Annotated in this window: 23 protein-coding genes and 1 riboswitch; of the genes, 7 read left to right on the top strand and 16 right to left on the bottom strand. The window is 51.6% G+C overall.

All coding sequences use genetic code 11. The features are described from left to right. Window positions 1-112 precede the first annotated feature (112 nt). The 3 genes from ACJHXA_RS13355 to ACJHXA_RS13345 are packed head-to-tail and all read left to right on the top strand — an operon-like array spanning window position 113 to window position 3,067. Entirely contained in the window at window positions 113-874 is a 762-nt protein-coding gene (locus ACJHXA_RS13355; protein ID WP_001113351.1) for an endonuclease/exonuclease/phosphatase family protein, read from the top strand. Continuing rightward, complete coding sequence (gene clsB, locus ACJHXA_RS13350; protein WP_001532482.1) at window positions 871-2,118, top strand: cardiolipin synthase ClsB; 1,248 nt, start codon at window positions 871-873, stop codon at window positions 2,116-2,118. Before ACJHXA_RS13355 ends, clsB begins: the two co-directional genes overlap by 4 nt. Further along, window positions 2,111-3,067, top strand: coding sequence for a YbhN family protein (locus ACJHXA_RS13345; protein WP_000045448.1), 957 nt, complete (start codon window positions 2,111-2,113; stop codon window positions 3,065-3,067). The genes clsB and ACJHXA_RS13345 overlap by 8 nt, the downstream gene beginning before the upstream one ends. A gap of 35 nt (window positions 3,068-3,102) precedes the next feature. Here the strand turns inward: ACJHXA_RS13345 and ACJHXA_RS13340 are convergent, their stop codons facing one another. From ACJHXA_RS13340 to moaA, 8 genes are all read right to left on the bottom strand, one after another. After that, on the bottom strand, window positions 3,103-3,816 hold the full coding sequence (locus tag ACJHXA_RS13340) for a Bax inhibitor-1/YccA family protein (RefSeq protein WP_001088641.1): 714 nt from the start codon (window positions 3,814-3,816) through the stop codon (window positions 3,103-3,105). Between the two features lie 69 nt (window positions 3,817-3,885). Next, window positions 3,886-4,590, bottom strand: a complete 705-nt coding sequence (locus ACJHXA_RS13335; protein ID WP_001299026.1) for a Bax inhibitor-1 family protein — start codon at window positions 4,588-4,590, stop codon at window positions 3,886-3,888. A gap of 144 nt (window positions 4,591-4,734) precedes the next feature. After that, window positions 4,735-5,439: a Bax inhibitor-1/YccA family protein gene (locus ACJHXA_RS13330; RefSeq protein WP_000373624.1), complete on the bottom strand. Its 705-nt coding sequence runs from the start codon at window positions 5,437-5,439 to the stop codon at window positions 4,735-4,737. A 136-nt stretch (window positions 5,440-5,575) separates the two neighbouring features. Then, entirely contained in the window at window positions 5,576-6,028 is a 453-nt protein-coding gene (gene moaE, locus ACJHXA_RS13325) for a molybdopterin synthase catalytic subunit MoaE (RefSeq protein ID WP_000852287.1), read from the bottom strand. Between the two features lies 1 nt (window position 6,029). Beyond that, complete coding sequence (moaD, locus tag ACJHXA_RS13320) at window positions 6,030-6,275, bottom strand: molybdopterin synthase sulfur carrier subunit (RefSeq protein WP_000598619.1); 246 nt, start codon at window positions 6,273-6,275, stop codon at window positions 6,030-6,032. Continuing rightward, a complete protein-coding gene (gene moaC / locus ACJHXA_RS13315) occupies window positions 6,268-6,753 on the bottom strand; it encodes a cyclic pyranopterin monophosphate synthase MoaC (protein WP_000080885.1) in 486 nt (161 codons plus the stop codon). Before moaC ends, moaD begins: the two co-directional genes overlap by 8 nt. 2 nt (window positions 6,754-6,755) lie before the next feature. Next, a complete protein-coding gene (moaB, locus tag ACJHXA_RS13310) occupies window positions 6,756-7,268 on the bottom strand; it encodes a molybdenum cofactor biosynthesis protein B (RefSeq protein ID WP_000084639.1) in 513 nt (170 codons plus the stop codon). A gap of 21 nt (window positions 7,269-7,289) precedes the next feature. Beyond that, entirely contained in the window at window positions 7,290-8,279 is a 990-nt protein-coding gene (moaA, locus tag ACJHXA_RS13305) for a GTP 3',8-cyclase MoaA (RefSeq protein WP_001315357.1), read from the bottom strand. After that, a riboswitch (molybdenum cofactor riboswitch) is annotated at window positions 8,267-8,411 on the bottom strand. (Overlaps the previous gene by 13 nt.) Before the next feature lie 264 nt (window positions 8,412-8,675). Here moaA and yvcK point away from each other — a divergent pair. Then, window positions 8,676-9,584: a uridine diphosphate-N-acetylglucosamine-binding protein YvcK gene (gene yvcK, locus ACJHXA_RS13300; RefSeq protein ID WP_001295302.1), complete on the top strand. Its 909-nt coding sequence runs from the start codon at window positions 8,676-8,678 to the stop codon at window positions 9,582-9,584. A 191-nt stretch (window positions 9,585-9,775) separates the two neighbouring features. Here yvcK and uvrB read toward each other — a convergent pair whose 3' ends face one another. The 5 genes from uvrB to bioB form a co-directional block, all read right to left on the bottom strand. After that, window positions 9,776-11,797 (bottom strand): excinuclease ABC subunit UvrB, encoded by a 2,022-nt coding sequence (gene uvrB / locus ACJHXA_RS13295; RefSeq protein ID WP_000042533.1) that lies wholly within the window; start codon window positions 11,795-11,797, stop codon window positions 9,776-9,778. Between the two features lie 578 nt (window positions 11,798-12,375). After that, window positions 12,376-13,053: a dethiobiotin synthase gene (bioD, locus tag ACJHXA_RS13290; RefSeq protein WP_000044882.1), complete on the bottom strand. Its 678-nt coding sequence runs from the start codon at window positions 13,051-13,053 to the stop codon at window positions 12,376-12,378. Then, window positions 13,046-13,801 carry a malonyl-ACP O-methyltransferase BioC gene (gene bioC, locus ACJHXA_RS13285; protein WP_000246805.1) on the bottom strand — a complete coding sequence of 252 codons (756 nt, stop codon included), beginning with the start codon at window positions 13,799-13,801 and terminating at the stop codon, window positions 13,046-13,048. The genes bioD and bioC overlap by 8 nt, the downstream gene beginning before the upstream one ends. Further along, window positions 13,788-14,942, bottom strand: a complete 1,155-nt coding sequence (gene bioF, locus ACJHXA_RS13280) for an 8-amino-7-oxononanoate synthase (protein WP_000118822.1) — start codon at window positions 14,940-14,942, stop codon at window positions 13,788-13,790. The genes bioC and bioF overlap by 14 nt, the downstream gene beginning before the upstream one ends. Further along, window positions 14,939-15,979, bottom strand: coding sequence for a biotin synthase BioB (gene bioB / locus ACJHXA_RS13275; RefSeq protein ID WP_000951213.1), 1,041 nt, complete (start codon window positions 15,977-15,979; stop codon window positions 14,939-14,941). The genes bioF and bioB overlap by 4 nt, the downstream gene beginning before the upstream one ends. An 86-nt stretch (window positions 15,980-16,065) precedes the next feature. Between bioB and bioA the strand changes: the two genes are divergently transcribed. The 3 genes from bioA (at window position 16,066) to ACJHXA_RS13260 (ending at window position 19,325) form a co-directional block, all read left to right on the top strand. Further along, complete coding sequence (gene bioA / locus ACJHXA_RS13270; RefSeq protein WP_001367048.1) at window positions 16,066-17,355, top strand: adenosylmethionine--8-amino-7-oxononanoate transaminase; 1,290 nt, start codon at window positions 16,066-16,068, stop codon at window positions 17,353-17,355. A gap of 58 nt (window positions 17,356-17,413) precedes the next feature. Further along, entirely contained in the window at window positions 17,414-17,890 is a 477-nt protein-coding gene (locus ACJHXA_RS13265; protein ID WP_000767389.1) for a kinase inhibitor, read from the top strand. Between the two features lie 151 nt (window positions 17,891-18,041). After that, complete coding sequence (locus tag ACJHXA_RS13260) at window positions 18,042-19,325, top strand: putative acyl-CoA thioester hydrolase (protein WP_001091569.1); 1,284 nt, start codon at window positions 18,042-18,044, stop codon at window positions 19,323-19,325. 141 nt (window positions 19,326-19,466) lie between these two features. Here the strand turns inward: ACJHXA_RS13260 and ACJHXA_RS13255 are convergent, their stop codons facing one another. The 3 genes from ACJHXA_RS13255 to ACJHXA_RS13245 all read right to left on the bottom strand — a co-directional run bounded on the left by ACJHXA_RS13255 (window position 19,467) and on the right by ACJHXA_RS13245 (window position 24,472). Further along, a complete protein-coding gene (locus tag ACJHXA_RS13255; RefSeq protein ID WP_000593936.1) occupies window positions 19,467-21,728 on the bottom strand; it encodes a hydratase in 2,262 nt (753 codons plus the stop codon). Between the two features lie 182 nt (window positions 21,729-21,910). Continuing rightward, window positions 21,911-23,344: an anion permease gene (locus ACJHXA_RS13250; protein WP_001036475.1), complete on the bottom strand. Its 1,434-nt coding sequence runs from the start codon at window positions 23,342-23,344 to the stop codon at window positions 21,911-21,913. 75 nt (window positions 23,345-23,419) lie between these two features. After that, complete coding sequence (locus ACJHXA_RS13245; RefSeq protein ID WP_000723652.1) at window positions 23,420-24,472, bottom strand: 4-oxalomesaconate tautomerase; 1,053 nt, start codon at window positions 24,470-24,472, stop codon at window positions 23,420-23,422. Between the last annotated feature and the right edge of the window lie 103 nt (window positions 24,473-24,575).

Below are 24,575 nucleotides of genomic sequence, written 5' to 3'. Positions count from 1 at the left end.
TATCTCTACTTACTCAGAGTACCGAACTTTACGGAAAATTCCGTAAGACCGCACCTTTTTGTGACGCCGACTACACTATTTCAATGAGATAAGAGGCAAAGACAGGAAAATTATGCCCGATCAAACACAACAATTTTCGTTCAAGGTGCTCACCATCAACATTCACAAAGGTTTTACCGCGTTTAACCGACGCTTCATTTTGCCGGAACTTCGCGACGCGGTGCGTACCGTCAGCGCCGATATTGTTTGCCTGCAGGAAGTGATGGGCGCGCACGAAGTTCATCCGCTGCATGTGGAAAACTGGCCCGATACCTCGCACTACGAGTTTCTCGCCGACACGATGTGGAGCGATTTTGCCTACGGTCGCAATGCCGTATACCCGGAAGGGCATCACGGCAACGCCGTACTGTCGCGTTATCCCATTGAACATTATGAGAATCGCGATGTTTCGGTCGATGGTGCGGAAAAGCGCGGCGTGCTCTACTGCCGCATTGTGCCACCGATGACCGGAAAAGCGATTCATGTGATGTGCGTACATCTGGGCCTGCGTGAGGCGCACCGTCAGGCGCAGCTTGCGATGCTCGCCGAATGGGTGAATGAGCTACCGGACGGCGAACCGGTATTGGTGGCGGGTGATTTCAATGACTGGCGGCAAAAAGCTAATCATCCGTTAAAAGTGCAGGCCGGACTGGATGAGATTTTTACCCGCGTCCACGGACGCCCGGCGCGCACGTTTCCGGTGCAATTTCCTCTACTACGACTGGACAGGATCTACGTCAAAAATGCCAGCGCCAGCGCGCCAACCGCGTTGCCGCTGCGGACATGGCGACACCTTTCTGATCATGCCCCTTTAAGTGCGGAGATTCATTTATGAAATGTAGCTGGCGCGAAGGCAATAAGATCCAGTTGCTGGAAAACGGCGAGCAATATTATCCCGCGGTGTTTAAGGCGATTGGCGAGGCACAAGAACGCATCATTCTTGAAACGTTTATCTGGTTTGAGGATGACGTCGGCAAACAGCTGCATGCGGCACTACTGGCAGCAGCGCAACGCGGGGTTAAAGCGGAAGTCTTGCTGGATGGCTACGGTTCGCCGGATCTCAGCGATGAGTTTGTCAATGAACTGACGGCAGCTGGCGTGGTATTTCGCTACTACGATCCCCGCCCTCGCCTTTTTGGTATGCGCACCAATGTGTTTCGCCGGATGCATCGCAAAATTGTGGTGATCGACGCGCGTATCGCCTTTATTGGCGGGCTGAATTACTCCGCCGAGCATATGTCCAGCTACGGTCCAGAGGCTAAACAGGATTACGCGGTACGCCTTGAAGGGCCGATTGTCGAAGATATTCTCCAGTTTGAGCTGGAAAACCTGCCTGGACAGAGCGCGGCACGACGCTGGTGGCGACGTCATCACAAAGCGGAAGAGAACCGCCAGCCGGGAGAAGCGCAGGTATTGCTGGTCTGGCGCGATAACGAAGAACATCGCGATGATATTGAACGTCACTATCTGAAAATGCTCACTCAGGCGCGGCGAGAAGTCATTATCGCCAACGCCTACTTCTTCCCCGGCTATCGATTTTTACACGCCTTGCGTAAAGCGGCACGGCGCGGGGTGCGGATCAAACTGATCATTCAGGGCGAACCGGATATGCCGATTGTCAGAGTCGGTGCGCGCTTGCTGTATAACTATCTGGTTAAAGGCGGCGTTCAGGTATTTGAGTACCGCCGCCGCCCGCTCCACGGCAAAGTGGCATTGATGGACGATCACTGGGCGACAGTAGGGTCCAGTAATCTCGATCCGCTCAGTTTGTCACTGAATCTCGAAGCAAATGTCATCATCCACGATCGTCATTTTAACCAGACGCTGCGCGATAATCTGAACGGCATTATTGCCGCAGATTGTCAGCAGGTCGATGAGACCATGCTGCCGAAACGCACCTGGTGGAACCTGACCAAAAGCGTGCTGGCGTTCCACTTTTTACGCCACTTCCCGGCGCTGGTTGGCTGGCTTCCGGCACACACACCACGTCTGGCGCAGGTTGATCCGCCCGCACAACCGACAATGGAAACGCAGGATCGGGTAGAAACTGAAAACACGGGGGTAAACCCTGATGAGTAAATCACACCCGCGCTGGCGCTTAGCAAAGAAGATCCTCACCTGGCTGTTTTTTATCGCGGTGATTGTGTTGCTGGTGGTCTACGCCAAAAAAGTGGACTGGGAAGAGGTCTGGAAGGTCATCCGCGACTACAATCGCGTTGCGCTGCTTAGTGCGGTCGGGCTGGTGGTCGTCAGCTATCTGATTTACGGCTGCTATGACCTGCTCGCCCGCTTTTACTGCGGTCACAAACTGGCGAAGCGCCAGGTGATGCTGGTGTCGTTTATCTGCTACGCCTTCAACCTGACGCTCAGTACCTGGGTCGGCGGCATTGGTATGCGCTATCGTTTGTACTCCCGACTAGGGTTACCGGGCAGCACTATTACGCGGATTTTCTCGCTCAGTATTACCACCAACTGGCTGGGCTATATTTTACTGGCAGGGATTATCTTTACCGCAGGCGTGGTGGAGTTGCCGGATCACTGGTATGTCGATCAAACTACGCTGCGTATTCTCGGCATTGGCTTACTGATGATTATCGCGGTTTATTTGTGGTTTTGCGCTTTCGCGAAGCACCGCCATATGACCATCAAAGGGCAAAAGCTGGTGCTGCCTTCATGGAAATTCGCCCTCGCTCAGATGCTGATTTCCAGCGTTAACTGGATGGTAATGGGGGCGATTATCTGGCTGTTACTTGGTCAAAGCGTGAACTATTTCTTTGTACTGGGCGTGTTACTGGTTAGTAGTATTGCTGGCGTCATCGTGCATATTCCGGCGGGGATCGGTGTGCTGGAAGCGGTGTTTATCGCACTACTGGCTGGGGAGCATACCTCGAAAGGGAGCATTATCGCCGCCCTGCTCGCTTATCGCGTCCTGTATTACTTTATCCCGCTGCTGCTGGCGCTGATCTGTTACCTGCTACTGGAAAGCCAGGCGAAGAAGCTACGGGCGAAAAATGAAGCGGCGATGTGAAGTTTAGTTAAGTTCTTTAGTATCTGCATTTACGACTAATGAAAAAAACGCGTATGCCTTTGCCAGACAAGCGTTATAGCTATCGCGGCAAGTATCCCAAAGAAGCCGATAAAATAGTAATAGAGTGTTAATGCACCTGTAACAGCGCAACGAACCGGACTCCACAACTCTTCACTATGGCATTTCCCCGCCAATTCAAGGAGCTTATTTCGTCCATGCGAGATAATGCCTGACCATAACACAATCATTAAGCAACTTATTACCCAAACGGGTCGTTCACTCATTAATGCGGCATTCATGATGATCACCAGGGCCAACCCTGTCAACGTCATCATAATGATAAAACGGTGAGAACCAGGATCAACATTAAATAATAAACCGGCCAGCATACTGATTAAAAACATCGCGCCCGCAGTGCTGAACACGACGATAATGGCAGGTACAGGAGCTAAACTTGCAACGACAATCGCCACCAAAGAGAGTAAAAACAGATATATTACGCCTGCGATGACGGCATTTATCTTGTTGATATCCTTACTTAAGCCATACATACAAACTAATAATAACCCTATGGCGACATACATTGTTGGTGAATCATATTTGGTTGCCGTAATTTCGAGATACTTAGCTCCCCAGGCCAGTCCTGCGGTTGCCACCAAACCTAAAGCGGTAATGAGCCATATGCTGTTTAATATCCTGGCTTCGTGCTGAAAATCATTAGTTATGTTATTTGCTGAGCGCGAATTCATTATTTTTATATCCTTAAGTTAAATATCATTATCTATTCCAATTAACGCAATAAAACTCGTCAATTCGCACTACCACACTAAACCATTAATAAATTCAAGAACTGTTACAGTAATTCTAAAGAGGACGCTTAAAATACTAAAATAGAGTGTTATTGCCCCAGGAACGATACAGCGAAGAGAACCTGAAATTTCAGAGGTGTCGGCAACACGGATCAAATCTTCCAGTGTTGTTGCTTCACAGGCAGCCGTAATGCCCCAGATAAAGACAGTCAAAATACTCGCTAACCACACGGAAAAACTGCTGGTAAGGATCAGGTTAACAACAAAAGCAATACTCAAACCACAGAAAATATATGAATATAACTGTCTGACTGGTGGGATAACCCTATTACTACAAGAGCAAATCAGCGCCATTGCGGCAAACATCCCTCCCGTAATTCCCATTACCGTCGCTATGCTCGAAAAGGTATAAAGGCTGGCGAAGAGAAAGCCAACAAGAAGGATTATTAGCAGATAGACCAGACATGCGCCTGATACATTCAGTCTTTTCAGGGCGTTGTTTAACCAGAGACCACCTATTATCAGCGCAGCCAAAGCGAAGACAAACGCACCTGGAGACTTTTGTGACGTAACCCAATGCAAATGCTGAAATATCCAGGCACAGCCTGCCGTAGCCCATACTCCAGCTGCTGTTAACCACCAAATGAGAAGCAGCATTTTGCTGAGCGAAGCACTTTTTTGCTGTAATTGAGTAGCAGTGGATTGTCTGTTCAAATGCGTTATCTGTCCCTGAAATTACGTAGTGGACATAGTCTGGCATTTGCCGCGATTCAGTTCTCATGTAAATGAGCGGAATAGTCTTTATAAAATCCGAAAAAAATCCCGGCTCCAGGCCGGGATCAGCAGGAAGAAGAGAATTTAACGGCGGTTGCCGAAGATCCGCAACAACATCAGGAACAGGTTGATGAAGTCCAGATACAAGGTTAACGCGCCAAGAATGGAATATTTGCGCAGGTTCGACGTGTCGCGGGTATCAATCTGCTCACCCATATTTTTCAGTTTCTGCGTGTCATACGCCGTCAATCCGACAAAGACAATCACGCCGATGTAGGTAACTGCCCACATCAATGCTTCGCTTTTCAACCAGAAGTTGACCAGCGATGCCAGCACAATGCCGATTAACGCCATAAACAGCATATTGCCAAAGCCACTTAAATCGCGCTTCGTGGTGTAACCGTACAGGCTCATTGCGCCGAACATCCCGGCAGTAACGACGAAAGTACTGGCGATAGAAGCAGCGGTATAGACAATGAATATACTGGAAAGCGTAAGACCCGTCAGCGCCGAATAAAGCATAAAGAGCATCGTCGTTACACCTGCGCTCAGCTTTTGAATCATCGCTGATAACACAATAACCAATGCTAATTGCGCGATGATCAGACCGATTAAAAAGACACGGTTAGTGAACAACAGCTCCATCACGGCCGCGGAATTAGCCGCATACCAGGCAACAAATGCGGTCAGCAACAAGCCAACGGTCATCCAACCATAGACTTGCGCCATATAAGTTTGCAAGCCAGCCCGGGGTTGTACGATTGAATCAGAACGTGGGAATCTGTCCATGACGATCTCCTGAAGATATAAGGAATATCTTAAGGATACTGCAAAATGATGAGGCTGTGCATCGACGCAGCGTAAACGTATGTACTGAGCGGTGAAATTGCCGGACGCAGCGGTGCCTTATCCGGCTAACAAAAAACTACCAGCGTTTTGCCGCCTGCTGATCGCTCTCCCGGGCTTCAACCCAGCGGTCGCCTTCCGGCGTGGCTTCGCGCTTCCAGAACGGTGCGCGGGTTTTGAGATAATCCATAATAAACTGCCCGGCTTCAAACGCACTGCTGCGATGCGCACTGGTGACACCGACAAAAACGATTTCATCGCCCGGCCATAATTCCCCGATGCGGTGAATCACAGTGACGCGCCCCAGCGGCCAGCGGTTACGCGCTTCATCAACAATTTCTGCCAGTGCTTTTTCAGTCATCCCCGGATAGTGTTCGAGGGTTAATGCTTTGACGCTGTCGCCCAGGTTATGGTTGCGCACCTTACCAGTAAAGGTGACTACCGCACCGTCTTCGTCACGCTCCGCCAGCCACGGGTACTCTTCTCCTACGCTGAACGGCTGCGGACCAACAACAATTTTGGTTTCTGCCATCTTAACCTCCGGTTACCGGCGGGAAGAAAGCTACTTCGTCGCCGTCAGTCAGCGGATGGTCAAAACTCACCAGCGTCTGGTTGACGGCAGCCAGTAATTTGCCATCTTCCAGCGCCAGCGCCCAGCGATCGCTCTGCGCAGCCATGTGCTGGCGTAACGCTTCAACAGTTGGGAAATCCGCAGCCACTTCGGTTGCATCTGTTCCCACCAACTCGCGCACCTGGGCGAAAAAAAGAACTTTAATCATCCGCTTCCACCTTAAAGTCACCCGACTTGCCGCCGCTCTTCGCCAGCAAACGTACCGGACCAATCACCATATCTTTTTGCACCGCTTTGCACATGTCATAAATGGTCAGCGCCGCCACGGAGGCCGCGGTTAATGCTTCCATTTCGACACCGGTTTTCCCGGTCAGGCGGCATAAGGTTTCTATACGCACCCGATTGTGCTCCGGCTCGGCCTGTAAATTGACTTCAACTTTGCTGAGCATCAGCGGATGACAGAGCGGGATCAGATCCCAGGTGCGTTTTGCCGCCTGAATACCGGCAATACGCGCAGTGGCAAATACGTCGCCTTTGTGGTGGCGACCATCAATAATCATCGCCAGCGTCTCGCTGCGCATGGTGACAAAGGCTTCCGCCCGCGCTTCACGCACGGTTTCCGCTTTGGCGGAGACATCCACCATGTGCGCTTCGCCAGCGGCGTTGATATGGGTCAGTTGCGACATACTTATTTCTTCAAATGTGGATGGAAATTACACGGACGCGTACGGGCATCCAGCTGCGGCGCGATGATATTTTCCCATGCGGTACGGCACGCTTTGGTCGAACCCGGCATGGCGAAAATCAGCGTTTTGTTGGCGACGCCCGCTACCGCACGAGATTGCAACGTGGAAGTGCCAATCTCTTCAAAAGACAACATCCGGAACACTTCACCAAAACCTTCAACTTCACGGTCGAACAACGGCAGCAATGCTTCGGGAGCCTGATCACCTTCCGTCAGGCCAGTACCACCCGTAATCAATACCACTTGTACATCGTCGCTGGCGATCCACGCAGATACCTGAGCGCGAATAGCGTAGCGGTTTTCTTTCACAATGGCTTTATCGACAACGTGATGGCCCGCTTCTTGCGCCGAATCGCGCAGATAGTGACCGGAGGTATCGTCTTCTTCACCGCGACGATTAGAAACCGTAAGAATAGCAATACGGGTCGGGATAAATTCAGTGCTTACCTGACTCATCTGATCTCTCCTTTTGACGTTTTAGCCGCCAATGTACGATAAGTTTTGCGTAATACCGGTGTTGTTTTGATGCAGGAAATGGGTCTGTTTCTTCTCCCGCAGCGCCGCTGAAATACGCGCTTCCAGCGCCTGTTGCTGGGTATCGTCTTCCAGCAGATCGCGCAGGTTAACGCCGCCTTCACCAAACAGGCAGAGATGGAGTTTACCAATGGAGGAAACGCGCAGGCGGTTGCAAGTGGCGCAGAAGTCTTTTTCATACGGCATGATAAGGCCAATCTCTCCGGCGTAATCTGGATGGCAAAAGACTTGCGCGGGACCGTCGCTGCGTTGACGTAATTGGTGGATCCAGCCGCGACGCAGTAGCTCGTCACGCAGAACCTGACCAGAGATGTGATGCTTACGGAAGAGCTCGCTGCCCTCGCCCGTTTCCATCAGTTCGATGAAACGCAGCTGGATAGGGCGATGCTGGATCCAGTTCAGAAAGGTGTCGAGCTGGTGATGATTAACATCACGCATCAGCACGGTATTGACTTTGACCTTCTCAAAACCGACCTCAAATGCAGCATCAATCCCCGCCATGACCTGGTTGAATTTATCCTGCCCGGTAATAGCGTGAAACTGGCGGGCGTCCAGACTGTCGACACTGACGTTAATGCCAGTAAGTCCCGCATCGCGCCAGTTCGCCACATCGCGTTCCAGACGGTAACCATTGGTGGTGACCGCAATCTGGCGGATAGCGTCGTTTTCCCGCACAGCGGCGATGATATCGGTAAAGTCGCGGCGTAAAGACGGCTCACCGCCTGTCAGGCGCACTTTTTCGGTGCCCAGACTGGCGAAGGCGCGCGTAACCCGGCGAATTTCATCGACGGTAAGAAAGCCTTTATTGGTGACGCCGCTCGGTTTGTAGCCATCCGGCAGGCAGTAGGTGCAACGAAAGTTACACACATCGGTAATCGACAGGCGCAAGTAGTAAAACTTACGCGCAAATGCATCAGTCAGTTGTGAAGCCATGTACACCTTTCCAGATACGGGAGGCGAAGTCATTTCTTCCTTCGCCCTGGTGGCAATCTTTACGAGCATTGTCACGGCCAAAGCACCGTATCAGTTGACCCAGGTGCAGAGGCTAGAGTGTTTAGTGGTTATGCCGATACTAGCGTGTAAATGAGATTTTTACCATCCACACTTTCGCTATGTAATCATGTATATAGCGTCATGATCGTGCTATTTCGCTACAGAATAAGGGAAAATGGCGGTTTTACTTTGATATACATCATCAGGGAGGCATAGCGTGCATCGTCCTTTAGAGGTAGAAGAAAATAGTTTGTATCCTCAATATTGGCAGGTTAATTGCTGTTTCCCCGCAATTTGCGCTACTGTAGCGCGGATAATCTGACTCCAGGAAACTATATGCGCAATCGTACGCTGGCTGATCTTGATCGTGTCGTTGCTCTCGGCGGAGGGCATGGACTGGGACGCGTTCTCTCATCACTTTCGTCTTTGGGTTCTCGTTTAACGGGTATCGTCACCACCACCGATAATGGTGGCTCGACGGGGCGTATTCGCCGTTCAGAAGGCGGCATTGCCTGGGGCGATATGCGCAACTGCCTCAACCAGCTGATAACGGAACCGAGCGTCGCCTCCGCGATGTTTGAATACCGTTTTGGTGGCAATGGCGAACTTTCCGGTCATAATCTCGGAAACTTGATGTTAAAGGCGCTGGATCACCTTAGCGTGCGGCCTCTGGAAGCCATCAATTTAATTCGTAATCTGCTGAAAGTGGATACGCATTTGATTCCAATGTCAGAGCATCCTGTTGATCTGATGGCGATTGACGATCAGGGGCATGAAGTTTACGGCGAGGTCAATATCGACCAGTTAACTACGCCGATTCAAGAGTTATTGTTAACGCCTAATGTACCCGCAACGCGTGAGGCGGTTCACGCTATCAATGAAGCGGATCTCATCATTATTGGGCCTGGCAGTTTTTATACCAGCCTGATGCCAATTCTGCTGCTGAAGGAAATCGCCCAGGCATTACGCCGCACGCCAGCGCCGATGGTTTATATCGGCAATCTGGGGCGTGAGTTGAGTTTACCTGCGGCTAATTTGAAGCTGGAAAGCAAGCTGGCAATTATGGAGCAGTATGTTGGTAAAAAGGTCATTGATGCGGTCATCGTCGGGCCAAAAGTGGATGTCTCGGCGGTGAAAGAGCGGATTGTAATCCAGGAGGTACTGGAGGCCAGCGATATTCCGTATCGTCATGACCGCCAGTTGTTACATAACGCGCTGGAAAAGGCGTTACAGGCTTTAGGTTAACGGAAATCCGAAGGAAAATTCCGGCTTCCTATTGAAGACAAAGTGCGCGTTGTTTATGCCGGATGCGGCGTGAACGCCTTATCCGGCCTACAAACCGCGCAAATTCAATATATTGCGGAGAAAATGTAGGCCTGATAAGCGTAGCGCATCAGGCTGTTTTCCGTTTGTCATCAGTCTTCTTCGCTATCCTGTTACGATGCCGCGATAAACAGCTCACGCAGCTGATGCAACTGGTCACGAATTTGCGCCGCTTCTTCGAACTCCAGATTCTGCGCGTGTTGCATCATCAACCCTTCCAGCTCATGGATTTTCTGCTGCAACGCTTTAGGCGACATATCCATCGGCACATTATCCGGCTCAACAATCGGTCGCGATTTTCCTCTGCCCTTCGCTTTGGTTTTAGCAATGTTCTGCCCCAACGCCAGGATATCGACCACTTTCTTGTTCAAGCCTTGCGGCGTAATGCCGTGTTCCTCGTTGTACTTCTGCTGTTTCTCGCGGCGACGTTCGGTTTCGCCAATCGCTTTCGCCATTGATGGGGTGATCTTATCGCCGTAGAGAATCGCTTTACCGTTAACGTTACGTGCCGCACGACCAATGGTCTGGATCAACGAACGTTCGGAACGCAGGAAGCCTTCTTTGTCAGCGTCGAGGATCGCCACCAGCGAAACTTCCGGCATATCCAGACCTTCACGCAGTAAGTTGATCCCTACCAATACGTCGAACTCACCCAGACGCAAGTCGCGGATAATCTCCATACGTTCGACGGTGTCGATATCTGAGTGAAGATAACGCACGCGCTCGCCATGTTCTTCGAGATATTCGGTAAGATCTTCCGCCATCCGCTTGGTCAGTGTGGTGACCAGTACGCGTTCGTTAATTGCCGCTCGCTGACGAATCTCCGAAAGAAGATCATCAACCTGTGTCGCCACCGGCCGCACTTCGATAATCGGGTCAAGCAATCCGGTTGGACGCACCACCTGATCCACCACATCGCCGCCGGATTTTTCCAGCTCGTAATTACCCGGCGTCGCCGAAACATAGATGGTTTGCGGCGCTAATGCTTCGAACTCTTCAAACTTAAGCGGACGGTTATCCAGCGCTGATGGCAGGCGGAAGCCGTACTCCACCAGTGTCTCTTTACGCGCCCGGTCACCGCGATACATGCCGCCAATTTGTGGAATGGTGACGTGAGATTCATCGACCACCAGCAGCCCATCAGCAGGGAGGTAATCAAACAGCGTCGGCGGTGGCTCACCCGGTCCACGACCGGAGAGGAAGCGCGAGTAGTTTTCAATCCCCGAACAGTAGCCCAGCTCGTTCATCATCTCCAGATCAAACTGGGTACGCTGGGTCAGCCGCTGCTCTTCCAGCAGTTTGTTGTTTTCCAACAGCACTTTGCGTCTGGCGGCCAGCTCTTCTTTGATCTCCTCCATCGCCTGTACGATGCGCTCGCGCGGTGTGACGTAGTGCGTTTTCGGGTAGATGGTAAAACGTGGAATAGTGGAAACAATCTGCCCGGTCAGCGGGTCAAATAACGACAATCGTTCCACTTCCTCGTCAAACAGTTCCACGCGAAGTGCAATGTCATCCGATTCTGCCGGGAAGATATCTATCACCTCGCCACGAACGCGGAAAGTACCACGCTGGAATGCTTGATCATTACGAGCGTATTGCAGCTCCGCCAGTCGGCGCAGAATCGCGCGCTGATCGATAATCATACCGACCGTGAGATGGAGCATCATCTTGAGATATAAATCAGGATCGCCCAGACCATAAATCGCGGAAACAGACGCCACCACAACCACATCACGCCGCTCCAGCATCGCTTTGGTGGCGGACAAACGCATCTGCTCAATATGTTCGTTAACCGAGGCATCTTTCTCAATGAAAGTGTCGGAACTCGGTACATAGGCTTCCGGCTGATAGTAGTCGTAGTAGGAAACGAAATATTCCACCGCGTTTTCCGGGAAGAACTCTTTCATTTCGCCATACAGCTGGGCCGCCAGCGTTTTGTTGGGCGCAAGTACCATGGTTGGGCGCTGAAGGTCAGCAATGACATTGGCAATGGTGAAGGTTTTCCCGGAGCCAGTCACGCCAAGTAACGTCTGGTGCGCCAGGCCATCTTCCAGCCCCTCTTCGAGACGTCGAATCGCCTCTGGCTGATCGCCAGAAGGTTTAAAAGCGGAATTCAGTTTGAACGGTTTACTCATGAGTCGCTACCTGAAGGAGTTGGGCGGGCAGGTATGTAATTTTACTCGTCGTACTTAATTATGCCAACAAATTATACTGGATAAAAAAACAGTTCATCACCATAATATTTCTGTTACAGCGTAAACTCCGCTGTCAATCATGAGCAAAATTTACTCTGTGGCGAGATAAAACTCCGGCCTTACCGGGTTATCCCCAAAGCAACGGCTTTTTTAACATTTGTCAAGATGAGTGATGACAGTTTTATGGCAAGAGATGCCTGTTCAGTGACTGCCATTGCATTTATCTAACCAGTTAAAAAATAAAAGATATTTCATTGAGCCGTCTTTAACGCCAATTCGCGTGCAAGCCGCGTATTCTCTCGCTTGCCTCGTGTTTTCTAACTCTAATACACATGGTTATCCACAGGAATAGTGGATAACTGTCTGCAGCCCCTATCCCCCGCCGCCTGGGCAATTCCCACATTCGCCGCATGATGCGGAAGTAAAATTTTTTTCGTGATTATTTTAGAATTTAATTGGTTAAATTGCAGTCAATCGAAGACGCAATCTCGCTCGCAATTTAACCAAATACAGGATGGCTACAACAAGGCAAGGTTTATGTACTTTCCAGTTGCCGCATTTTCTGGATTTTCTGCAAGCCAGGGGATCTCTCCCAGCAGCGGCGCGGGAATCATGCGGGTGAGCGTGGTCATATATTCAGCGTGACGTTTTCCAGGAGGCGTGACATCATTCGCCACCCAACCCGCCAGAGTCAGTCCGGCGTGTTGTATTGCCTGTGCAGTTAACATCGCGTGATTAATACAGCCAAGTTTCACACCAACTACCAGTATTACCGGCAGTTGTTCCTGTGTTACCCAATCTGCAAAAGTGAAAGTGTCAGAAAGCGGCGTAAACCAGCCGCCAGCGCCTTCCACTAACACCCAGTCAGCCTGTTGTTCAAGCGCGCGTAATCCGGCGCTCATTACCAATGATTCTATCGGCCTGCCCTCTTGCGCGCTGATGATGTGCGGCGAGGTGGGTTCTGCGAAGGTGTAAGGATTTACCGTTGCGTAATCCAGCTGCAGGCTGCTGTTGCGCTGTAACGCCAGCGCGTCGCTATTACGTAAGCCTTCCGGGGTCTTTTCACTGCCAGAGGCGACCGGTTTATAACCTGCCGTCCGGTAGCCTACTGCCTTTGCGGCTTGTAAAAGTGCACAACTGGCGACGGTTTTCCCCACTTCGGTATCCGTTCCGGTGACAAAATAACGTTTACTCACGAGCAATCACTCCCAAAAAAAGATGATACGTCAGAGGATATCGCCCCTGTTGTTGCGGCCAAGCCAGTTGCAATCGCTGCAACTGCGAACGCGTTAATATTCGCGGGTCGCGCCCTTCATGAAGATGCGTGGCACCAATGCCTTTCAGCGAACGCATGGCACTGAGCGCATCATCAAACCACAGCGTGATGGGCTGAATATGATGTTGATAATGCACGCCGTTCAGTGACTGTTCGATTTCATCTGGCGGTAAAAAGCGATTAGCATGCGGACGCTCGTCCACCGCCTGCCACGCCTGATGCAGTTCGGGTAACGATCCCTGCACCAGCGTGGTAAACGCCACCACGCCTCCGGGGCGCACCACCCGATACAGCTCGCGGAGTGCCGTGGATAAATTACCGCACCACTGCACTGCGAGATTGCTCCATGCAAGATCGAACGTCGCAGTCGCTAACGGCAGGGATTCGATATCTCCCGCCAGATAATGGTCTGCGGCATCCTTCTGGCGTGCCTGAACAAGCATTGGCGGCGAGAGATCTAAGGCCGTCACCTGCGCGTGACGTTCCCGCCAGTGGCGGCTCATCCAGCCAGGTCCACAACCCGCGTCCAGTACGTGGGTGTATTTACGCTGTGGGAGCATTGCCAGTAAGACGTCAGCACTCTGGCGCTGTAGATCTGCGTGTTGCTCATAGAGTGCGGCTGCCCGACCAAATGCCGCTGCAATGGCTTGTTTATTAACCGTTGCCATGCAGCACCTCCAGCAGACGGTCGATATCCTGCATTTCATGCGCTGCGGTTAGCGTTAAGCGCAGTCGCGCAGTACCAGCGGGTACGGTTGGCGGGCGAATCGCCGTGACCCAGCAGCCTTGCTGGCGCAGTTTTTCTGCCAGTTGTAACGCACGGCTGTTATCACCGACGATCAATGGCTGGATGGCGCTGCATGAATCAGCCAGCGTAAACGGCAAATCCTGTACTCCGGCACGAAAACGCGCAATGAGTGACACCAGTTTTTCGCGCCGTGCATCCCCCTCATCACGGCGAATGACCGCCAGTGACGCACGTAATGCCTGCGCCTGAGCGGGCGGCATACTGGTGCTGTAGATAAGGTGGCGGGCGAATTGCAGCAGATAATCCGCCACCGTACTGGAGCAAAGCACCGCAGCCCCACTGACGCCAAATCCTTTGCCAAAAGTCACCACCAGCAATTCTGGTTTTACCTTTTGCAGCCAGCAGCTGCCGCGCCCCTGCTCCCCGATAACGCCCGTGCCGTGGGCATCATCGACCATCAACCAGCCATTGTGCTGTTGCGTTACCTGCTGGATTTCCGCCAGTGGCGCAATATCGCCGTCCATGCTGAACACGCCTTCTGTCACCACCAGTTGCTGCCCCGGACAGGGGGAAGCAAGCAGTCGCGCCAGATGAGTGACATCGTTATGAACAAAACGGCGAAGCTGCGACGGGCTTAAACTGGCAGCCTCCAGCAATGAGGCATGGCTAAGCCGGTCAGCGACAATGCGGTCCTCTTTTGCCATCATCGCGGCAATGACCGCCTGATTAGCGGCAAAACCAGAGATAAATAGCAGTGCCCGCGAATAGCCCAGCCACTCGGCCAGTTCTTCTTCCAGCGCCTGATGCGCAACGCTATAACCGCTGACGTGACCGGAACCGCCGCTACCGATGCCAAATTGCTCCGCCCCCTGCTGCCAGGCACGGATAATTTGCGGATGATGGCTTAAACCTAAATAATCGTTACTGGAAAAGTTCAGATACTGGCGATCATCCGCCACCAGCCAGCGTCCGGCTCCTTGCGCCACTGGATAACGGCGACGCAGGGCATCGGCAGCACGCCGCGCATCGAGCGCCGCGTTGATTTTCTCCTGCCAGCTCATAATGCTGCCGCGTTGTAATATTCGTCGGTGTCCGGGGTCATCAGCGCCTGTTCAAGACGTTGCTGTTGTTCGTTATCCCCTGCCAGCACGGCAGTTTGCTGCGGATTTAGCCCCAGTTTGCGGAACAGTTGCAGGTCTTTATCTTCTTCCGGATTCGGCGTGGTCAGCAGTTTGCAACCGTAGAAAATCGAGTTTGCGCCTGCCATAAAGCACATCGCCTGAGTCTGTTCGTTCATCTGCTCGCGTCCGGCAGAAAGGCGCACGTAAGAGGTCGGCATCATGATCCGCGCGACCGCAATGGTGCGAATAAAATCAAAGGCATCGACATCATCGTTATCCGCCAGCGGCGTGCCTTTCACCTTCACCAGCATGTTGATTGGTACGCTTTCCGGCGGCGTCGGCAGGTTTGCCAGTTGCAGCAATAATCCGGCGCGATCTTTTACCGTTTCGCCTAAGCCCACAATGCCGCCAGAACAGACTTTGATCCCGGCATCGCGCACTTTTTCCAGCGTATCGAGGCGTTCCTGATAAGTGCGGGTGGTGATGATATTGCCGTAAAACTCCGGCGAGGTGTCGAGGTTGTGGTTGTAGTAATCCAGCCCGGCGTTCGCGAGGCGCTGCGCCTGAGATTCACTCAACGTGCCCAGCGTCATACACGCCTCCAGCCCCATCGCTTTTACCCCCTGCACCATTTGTTCCAGGTACGGCATATCGCGTTCGTGGGGATTCTTCCACGCCGCGCCCATACAGAAGCGCGTCGATCCTGCCGCTTTCGCTTTGCGCGCCGACTCCAGCACCTGTTCAACTTCCATCAACCGCTCGGCTTCCAGCCCGGTTTTGTAGCGCGAGCTTTGCGGGCAGTATTTGCAATCTTCCGGACAAGCTCCGGTCTTAATCGACAGCAACGTGCTGACCTGCACCTGACGTGGATCGAAATGCTGACGATGCACCTGCTGCGCTTCAAACAGCAGATCCAGCAACGGTTTTTCAAATAATTCTGTGACTTGCGACAATGTCCAGCGTGGGCGGTGAGCCATGGGGCTTCTCCAAAACGTGTTTTTTGTTGTTAATTCGGTGTAGACTTGTAAACCTAAATCTTTTCAATTTGGTTTACAAGTCGATTATGACAACGGACGATCTTGCCTTTGACCAACGCCATATCTGGCACCCATACACATCCATGACCTCCCCTCTGCCGGTTTATCCGGTCGCGAGCGCCGAAGGTTGCGAGCTAATTTTGTCTGACGGCAGACGCCTGGTTGACGGTATGTCGTCCTGGTGGGCGGCGATCCACGGCTATAATCACCCGCAGCTTAATGCGGCGATGAAGTCGCAAATTGATGCTATGTCGCATGTGATGTTTGGCGGTATCACCCATGCGCCCGCCATCGAGCTATGCCGCAAACTGGTGGCAATGACGCCGCAACCGCTGGAATGCGTTTTTCTCGCGGACTCCGGCTCCGTAGCGGTGGAAGTGGCGATGAAAATGGCGTTGCAGTACTGGCAGGCCAAAGGCGAAGCGCGCCACCGTTTTCTGACCTTCCGCAATGGTTATCATGGCGATACCTTTGGCGCGATGTCGGTGTGCGATCCGGACAACTCAATGCACAGCCTGTGGAAAGGCTATCTGCCAGAAAACTTGTTTGCTCCCGCCCCGCAAAGCCGCATGGATGGTGAATGGGATGAACGTGATATGGTTGGCTTTGCCCGCCTGATGGCGGCGCATCGTCATGAAATCGCGGCGGTGATCATTGAACCGATTGTCCAGGGCGCAGGTGGGATGCGCATGTACCATCCGGAATGGTTAAAACGAATCCGCAAAATGTGCGATCGCGAAGGTATCTTGCTGATTGCCGACGAGATCGCCACCGGATTTGGTCGTACCGGCAAACTGTTTGCCTGTGAACATGCAGAAATCGCGCCGGACATTTTGTGCCTCGGTAAAGCCTTAACCGGCGGCACAATGACCCTTTCCGCCACGCTCACCACGCGCGAGGTTGCGGAAACCATCAGTAACGGCGAAGCCGGTTGCTTTATGCATGGGCCAACTTTTATGGGCAATCCGCTGGCCTGCGCGGCAGCAAACGCCAGCCTGGCGATTCTCGAATCTGGCGACTGGCAGCAACAGGTGGCGGCTATTGAAGTACAGCTGCGCGAGCAACTTGCCCCCGCCCGTGATGCCGAAATGGTTGCCGATGTGCGCGTGCTGGGGGCAATCGGCGTAGTCGAAACCACTCGTCCGGTGAATATGGCGGCGCTGCAAAAATTCTTTGTCGAACAGGGTGTCTGGATCCGGCCTTTTGGCAAACTGATTTACCTGATGCCGCCCTATATTATTCTCCCGCAACAGTTGCAGCGTCTGACCGCAGCGGTTAACCGCGCGGTACAGGATGAAACATTTTTTTGCCAATAACGAGAAGTCCGCGTGAGGGTTTCTGGCTACACTTTCTGCAAACAAGAAAGGAGGGTTCATGAAACTCATCAGTAACGATCTGCGCGATGGCGATAAATTGCCGCATCGTCATGTCTTTAACGGCATGGGTTACGATGGCGATAATATTTCACCGCATCTGGCGTGGGATGATGTTCCTGCGGGAACGAAAAGTTTTGTTGTCACCTGCTACGACCCGGATGCGCCAACCGGCTCCGGCTGGTGGCACTGGGTAGTTGTTAACTTACCCGCTGATACCCGCGTATTACCGCAAGGGTTTGGCTCTGGTCTGGTAGCAATGCCAGACGGCGTTTTGCAGACGCGTACCGACTTTGGTAAAACCGGGTACGATGGCGCAGCACCGCCGAAAGGCGAAACTCATCGCTACATTTTTACCGTTCACGCGCTGGATATAGAACGTATTGATGTCGATGAAGGTGCCAGCGGCGCGATGGTCGGGTTTAACGTTCATTTCCACTCTCTGGCAAGCGCCTCGATTACTGCGATGTTTAGTTAATCACTCTGCCAGATGGCGCAATGCCATCTGGTATCACTTAAAGGTATTAAAAACAACTTTTTGTCTTTTTACCTTCCCGTTTCGCTCAAGTTAGTATAAAAAAGCAGGCTTCAACGGATTCATTTTTCTATTTCATAGCCCGGAGCAACCTGTGAACACATTTTCAGTTTCCCGTCTGGCGCTGGCATTGGCTTTTGGCGTGACGCTGACCGCCTGTAGCTCAACACCACCCGATCAACGTCCTTCTGATCAAACCGCGCCTGGTACCTCTTCTCGCCCGATTCTGTCGGCAAAAGAAGCGCAGAATTTCGATGCTCAACACTATTTTGCATCCCTGACACCAGGTGCTGCAGCGTGGAATCCTTCCCCGATTACCCTGCCTGCGCAACCTGACTTTGTTGTCGGCCCGGCGGGTACTCAAGGTGTAACGCATACCACGATTCAGGCGGCGGTAGATGCGGCAATTATCAAGCGCACTAACAAGCGCCAGTATATTGCCGTGATGCCTGGTGAGTATCAGGGAACGGTGTATGTCCCTGCTGCTCCGGGTGGAATTACTCTGTACGGTACAGGTGAAAAACCGATTGATGTGAAGATTGGGCTTTCCCTTGATGGGGGCATGAGCCCTGCCGACTGGCGTCACGACGTCAACCCGCGCGGCAAATATATGCCAGGTAAACCAGCGTGGTATATGTACGATAGCTGCCAGAGCAAACGCAGCGACAGTATCGGTGTTCTCTGCTCTGCGGTCTTCTGGTCACAAAACAATGGCCTGCAACTGCAAAATCTGACCATCGAAAACACGCTGGGCGATAGCGTAGATGCAGGTAACCATCCGGCGGTGGCACTGCGTACTGATGGTGACCAGGTACAGATTAACAACGTTAACATTCTCGGTCGTCAGAACACCTTCTTTGTCACCAACAGCGGTGTGCAGAACCGTCTGGAAACCAACCGTCAGCCGCGTACGCTGGTGACCAACAGCTACATTGAAGGGGATGTGGATATCGTTTCTGGTCGCGGCGCAGTGGTGTTCGATAACACCGAATTCCGCGTGGTGAACTCACGTACTCAGCAAGAAGCGTATGTGTTTGCACCGGCTACGCTGTCCAACATTTACTACGGTTTCCTCGCCGTAAACAGCCGTTTCAATGCTTTCGGTGATGGTGTGGCGCAACTGGGCCGCTCGCTGGATGTTGATGCCAATACCAACGGTCAGGTGGTGATCCGTGATAGCGCCATCAACGAAGGTTTTAACACGGCTAAACCGTGGGCCGATGCGGTGATCTCTAATCGTCCGTTTGCGGGTAATACCGGCAGCGTAGATGATAACGACGAAATACAGCGCAATCTGAATGACACTAACTACAACCGCATGTGGGAATACAATAACCGCGGCGTGGGTAGTAAAGTGGTTGCAGAGGCGAAGAAGTAAGAGCTATTAACTATTTGCCGGATGCGGCGTAAACGCCTTATCCGGCCTACAGATTCGATGCGATTCGTAGGTCGGATAAGATGCGCAAGCATCGCATCCGACAATAAGTGCCGAATGCGACCTACATTCACATGGCGCTTTTTACATCTGACGGTTTTTATTGAAGTTAATCAAACTACCCGCCTTGATAATCTCGCGCTCTTCAGCAGTCAGACTTTCCATATAGAGCGTAATTTCCGTTACCGGCGCATCTTCATGGATCACATAACCTTTAAACGTCGTACCCGGATTATCCAGCGCCGCTTTAATGCCAGGGATGTAAATGTAATCCCCCACTTCAAAGGTTGGCACTTCCGCCATCTGCAGCGGTAACATCCCCCAGTTGATGACGTTAGAACGGTAGCGTTTAGTCGCGTACTCTTCGGCAATATTCGCCAGACCGCCAATCACACGCTGGCAGCTCGCCGCCTGTTCACGCGCAGAACCATCGCCTGGTTTCACCGCATATACCATGCTGCCAATTTCAGTTTGCAGCGGATCAATATGCTCCTGACCAGCAATCTGCTTAATGCGCGCAAACACCTCTGTCAGCTCGCTGACATTCCCCGCCAGACGCTGATTTTCCAGCTCAGCAGTCGCTTTACTTCTGCCAACATAACCGGGATCGCGGCGTGACAGGGTAAACTCCGCCAGACCAATCGGATTTGAACGATAAGAAGAGGTTTCACCGGAAGGAATCAGTTCGTCGGTGGTGGTCACTTCGTCGAGGATCTTCGAGCACACTTTCAGGACGATATTGTCAGTCAGCGCACCCAATTCCGGCCAGTCTTTAATGTTCGGTCCGTAAATCAGCGGTTGCTGAGTTGCCCCTTTCACAAAGCCCTGATAAACACGGTTTTTATACGGCGTTACATCGAAGGCGTACTCCGGCACGTTGTCCCAGCAATCAAGTTCGCTGGCAGAGGTTAAATAGCCACCGTTTGCCGCAGTCGCAGCGATAGAACGAGCGTCCATCAACGCCACCGCTGACATCTGCCCATTAGCTGGCTTAGAGCCTTCGCGGTTCGGGAAGTTACGCGTGGTGTGGCGAATACTTAATCCGTTGTTGATTGGCGTATCGCCCGCGCCAAAGCATGGGCCGCAGAACGCGGTTCTGATGATTGCGCCTGCGCCAATCAAATCTGCTACCACACCTTTTTTGGCGAGATCCATAAACACCGGCTGTGATGACGGGTAAACTGCCAGCGAGAAGGTGTCATTGCCACAGGATTGACCGCGCAGTGCATTCGCCGCCGCGATGACGTTTTCGTAGTTACCGCCAGAACAGCCCGCGATAATCCCCTGCTGCACTTTCAGGCGACCATTTTCCACTTTATCCAGCAGCGAGAGTTTGGCTTTACCGTGCGCCACGCGTTCGGACTCAATTTCAATCTCACGCAGAATGTCGGTCAGGTTCTGGTTCAGTGTGTCGATTTCATACACGTTGCTCGGGTGGAACGGCAGCGCAATCATTGGTTTGATGGCGCTTAAATCAACGCTGATGCAGCCATCGTAGTACGCCATCGGTTGAGGGTTAAGCTGGCAGTAATCCTGGCCGCGACCGTGCAGCGCCAGCCAGTTATGCACTTCTTCATCAGTTTGCCAGACGGAGCTTAAACAGGTGGTTTCCGTGGTCATCACGTCAACGCTGTTACGGAAATCGGTAGAGAGCGCGCTAACGCCCGGTCCAACGAACTCCATGACTTTGTTTTTGACGTAACCGTTTTTGAACACCGCGCCAATGATAGCCAGCGCCACATCCTGCGGCCCCACATACGGCGCTGGTTTTCCGGTCAGATGCACCGCAACAACTCCCGGATAGTCGATATCCCAGGTGTCATTAAGCAGCTGTTTTACCAACTCACCACCGCCCTCACCGACTGCCATTGTCCCTAATGCACCGTAACGGGTGTGGCTGTCTGACCCGAGGATCATTTTGCCGCCGCCTGCCATCATCTCACGCATATATTGATGGATGACCGCAATATGCGGAGGCACAAAAATACCGCCATAACGCTGAGCTGCCGATAAACCAAAAACATGGTCATCACCGTTAATGGTGCCGCCGACGGCGCAGAGTGAGTTATGGCAGTTGGTCAGCACATACGGCAGCGGGAAACGTTCCATACCGGACGCTTTAGCGGTCTGTACAATACCAACAAAGGTAATATCGTGAGAGGCTAATGAATCAAACTTAATTTTAAGTTTATCCATATTTCCGGACGTATTATGCGAAGAGAGAATAGACCAGGCAATAGTGCCTTTTTTGGCTTCTTCTTTTTTAATTTCGCCGGTGAAATGTTCTTCAGCAATTATTTCGTTATTACTGGCGAGAAACACGCCTTTTTCAGATAACTTGATCATCAAATGCTCCAGATATCTGCGCACCGTGAAGTGCGCAGAAAGATAATAAATGGATATACTCTAAATAATTTGAGTTGCAGGAAGGCGACAAGCGAGTGAATCCCCAGGAGCTTACATAAGTAAGTGACTGGGGTGAGCGAACGCAGACGCAGCACATGCAACTTGAAGTATGACGAGAATATTTACAGCATGTTCCAGCCGATCAGCATATTCCACCACCACACGCCGAGGGTGATATGCACCAGGAAGGTTAATATCGTCAGTACCGCACCGACCAACCACCAGGATTTAATATCGTTATAACCCACGCCAAAGATGACCGGACCTGCCGCGCCGCCATAGTGAGTAACCATGCCGCCATAGGAGTTGGAGAACAACAGTGCCAGCGCGGTTAACATTAACGGTGCGCCGGAGACGTTCGCCAGCATGGCAAATACCGGTAACATAGCAACGATATAGGCACTACCGGAAGCGAAGAAATAACGCACGATAATGCTGAGGAAAATAATAACGAAGAAAGCAACGTTACCGTGACCATCAAATGCCAGGTTATTTTTAAAGACTTCAGCTAACCATTCGAAGAATTTAACTTTCGATAATAAGGAGCTTAATCCGATAATACCGCCGTACCAGATTAAGGTATTCCAGCCGCCTTTATTTTTAACCACGTCTTCCCAGGTAACGATACCCAGCAGCAGCATGGTCGCCATAACAACGATTGCCACAGTGGATTCATCAACCCCCAGAGACTTACTGAAAATCCAGCCCAGTAGCGCCAGCACAAAGACACCGAGCAGCATTTTTTCGCGGATTTTCATCGGTCCCAGTTCGGCAAGGCCCGCTTTAGCGATGGTTTTGTTATCCACCTTTTTAATTTCTGGTGGATACATGGTGTAAATTACCAGCGGGGTGACCAGCAGCATAATGATGCCCGGCAATCCGGCGGCCAGCGCCCATCCACCCCAGCTAATTTGCAGGTGCAGAATGTCGTTGATCATTTTCAGCGCCAGAATGTTCCCCGCCATTGCGGTAAAGAACATATAGCTGGTGGTTTTGGTGACCATGTAAATGGACATCATCAGGTAATGTCCGACACGACGCGGACTTTTTTCCGGTTCGGACCCCAAAGCCACCGCCACGCTGTTGATGATCGGTAACACAATGCCGCCCGCACGCGCGGTGTTAGACGGTGTTGCCGGAGCCAGTACCAGATCGAGGAATACCGTAACGTAACCCAGACCCAGCGTGGTGTTACCGATTTTACCAATCAGCAGATAGGCAATACGTTTACCTAAACCGGTGGTCACAAATGCGGCGCTTAAGGTAAACGCCGAGAACACCAGCCAGGTAGTACCTGAAGAGTAACCGCTTAATACGGCGGTGGTCTTAAACGCACCGTCGGATAAGTTACCGACCACCACCATTGAGGCAGCAACGGCAATTAACAGTACGACAGGTTCCGGGAAAGGCTTGATAACCAGACCCACAATGGCCGCCAGGTAAATACCAAAAAGCACCCACGCCAGTTCGCTTAATCCTGCCGGAGCTGGCATAAAACCAATAATACATGGGATCGCTAATATCAGAATTAGCTTCCATAACGATTTCTTATTCATTTAAAATCCTGTTCTTTCTGTATGACTCATACAGAAGTCCTTTATTGATTGTCCTTATCCTGACAACGAATTTTTTCAGGGAAGATAAACTTCACCGGAAAATATTTTTCTGGTCGTCCGAATAACAGATGCGCGTAACGTCGTGGCATCCTGACCTTCATTACTTAAATGAACGTCGAGCGCACCACTGGGGTGTTCAATATTGATATTGCCGTATCCTACAGAAGGGACGATTTGTCGGGTGACGGTGCCTTCCAATGCACAACTACTGGAAATAGCAATAGCACCGGTTATCGCCAGCGCGCGATGGCAAGAATGCGGCATAAAATAACGTACATTAATTGCCCCGCCTTTCTGCGCTGGAGAAATAAGCACAGGTTTAGGGATAACCATATTACTGACATCACCTAAGCCCATTGCTTTACCCGCTTGTAGACGGATAGATTCAATGCGTGCTAATAATGCTTTGTCGGCATCCAGTTCCGCCGGTAATTCATAACCTGTTTTTCCCAGATATTCAGCCGGAATAATGACGACTGGCATCGCCATATCGATACAGGTCACCGGGACATCGTCAAAATAATCAATCTGATTATCAGTCGGGAAGACTTTTCCGGTTTTGGTTCCGGCGGCATTCAGGAAAGTGAGCGCAACCGGTGCGGCAGTACCCGGTACGCCGTCAATTCTGGCGCTACCCTCGTACTCGACAACACCATTTGGCGTTTGCACATCAGCTTCGATGAACGTACCAGTATTGACGTTGCGGATACGTACGCGGGTAACTGGTGAAGTCGCTGCAATCAAACCATTTTCAATGGCGAATGCCCCAACACCAGACAGCATATTGCCACAATTAGGCGTGGTATCGACACGTTGCTCATGGACAATAACTTGAGCAAACAGATAATCGACATCAGCACGCGGATCGCTGGAACGGCTAATAATGGCGACTTTACTGGTCAGCGGATTACCGCCGCCAATACCGTCAATTTCCAGATCGTTACCGGAACCCATAATTGCCATCAATATTTTATCGCGCTGCGTTTGATCTTCGGGTAAATGTTCCGCTAACAAGAACGCGCCCCTCGAGGTTCCACCTCGCATCATCACGCAGGGTATTTTTTTCATAATAATGCCCTCAATTTAAAAACATAACTTATTGCGATATGGTTACATTAAGGGCAAAGCATCTCTAATGACTTTAGCTCAACGATTAATAACATTTTTTCAT

Source organism: Escherichia sp. WS33 (genome assembly GCF_046486385.1).
Classification (GTDB): Bacteria; Pseudomonadota; Gammaproteobacteria; order Enterobacterales; family Enterobacteriaceae; genus ECMA0423.
The sequence above is the reverse complement of the archived record's forward strand: the minus strand, read 5'-3'. Positions and strand labels throughout refer to the sequence as shown.

Bases quoted from the DNA above. Each gene is read 5' to 3' on its own strand.
- ACJHXA_RS13355 (WP_001113351.1), top strand. From the start codon at position 113: ATGCCCGATCAAACACAACAATTTTCGTTCAAGGTGCTCACCATCAAC.
- clsB (WP_001532482.1), top strand. From the start codon at position 871: ATGAAATGTAGCTGGCGCGAAGGCAATAAGATCCAGTTGCTGGAAAAC.
- ACJHXA_RS13345 (WP_000045448.1), top strand. From the start codon at position 2,111: ATGAGTAAATCACACCCGCGCTGGCGCTTAGCAAAGAAGATCCTCACC.
- ACJHXA_RS13340 (WP_001088641.1), bottom strand. From the start codon at position 3,816: ATGAATTCGCGCTCAGCAAATAACATAACTAATGATTTTCAGCACGAA.
- ACJHXA_RS13330 (WP_000373624.1), bottom strand. From the start codon at position 5,439: ATGGACAGATTCCCACGTTCTGATTCAATCGTACAACCCCGGGCTGGC.
- moaE (WP_000852287.1), bottom strand. From the start codon at position 6,028: ATGGCAGAAACCAAAATTGTTGTTGGTCCGCAGCCGTTCAGCGTAGGA.
- moaD (WP_000598619.1), bottom strand. From the start codon at position 6,275: ATGATTAAAGTTCTTTTTTTCGCCCAGGTGCGCGAGTTGGTGGGAACA.
- moaC (WP_000080885.1), bottom strand. From the start codon at position 6,753: ATGTCGCAACTGACCCATATCAACGCCGCTGGCGAAGCGCACATGGTG.
- moaB (WP_000084639.1), bottom strand. From the start codon at position 7,268: ATGAGTCAGGTAAGCACTGAATTTATCCCGACCCGTATTGCTATTCTT.
- moaA (WP_001315357.1), bottom strand. From the start codon at position 8,279: ATGGCTTCACAACTGACTGATGCATTTGCGCGTAAGTTTTACTACTTG.
- yvcK (WP_001295302.1), top strand. From the start codon at position 8,676: ATGCGCAATCGTACGCTGGCTGATCTTGATCGTGTCGTTGCTCTCGGC.
- uvrB (WP_000042533.1), bottom strand. From the start codon at position 11,797: ATGAGTAAACCGTTCAAACTGAATTCCGCTTTTAAACCTTCTGGCGAT.
- bioC (WP_000246805.1), bottom strand. From the start codon at position 13,801: ATGGCAACGGTTAATAAACAAGCCATTGCAGCGGCATTTGGTCGGGCA.
- bioF (WP_000118822.1), bottom strand. From the start codon at position 14,942: ATGAGCTGGCAGGAGAAAATCAACGCGGCGCTCGATGCGCGGCGTGCT.
- bioB (WP_000951213.1), bottom strand. From the start codon at position 15,979: ATGGCTCACCGCCCACGCTGGACATTGTCGCAAGTCACAGAATTATTT.
- bioA (WP_001367048.1), top strand. From the start codon at position 16,066: ATGACAACGGACGATCTTGCCTTTGACCAACGCCATATCTGGCACCCA.
- ACJHXA_RS13265 (WP_000767389.1), top strand. From the start codon at position 17,414: ATGAAACTCATCAGTAACGATCTGCGCGATGGCGATAAATTGCCGCAT.
- ACJHXA_RS13255 (WP_000593936.1), bottom strand. From the start codon at position 21,728: ATGATCAAGTTATCTGAAAAAGGCGTGTTTCTCGCCAGTAATAACGAA.
- ACJHXA_RS13250 (WP_001036475.1), bottom strand. From the start codon at position 23,344: ATGAATAAGAAATCGTTATGGAAGCTAATTCTGATATTAGCGATCCCA.
- ACJHXA_RS13245 (WP_000723652.1), bottom strand. From the start codon at position 24,472: ATGAAAAAAATACCCTGCGTGATGATGCGAGGTGGAACCTCGAGGGGC.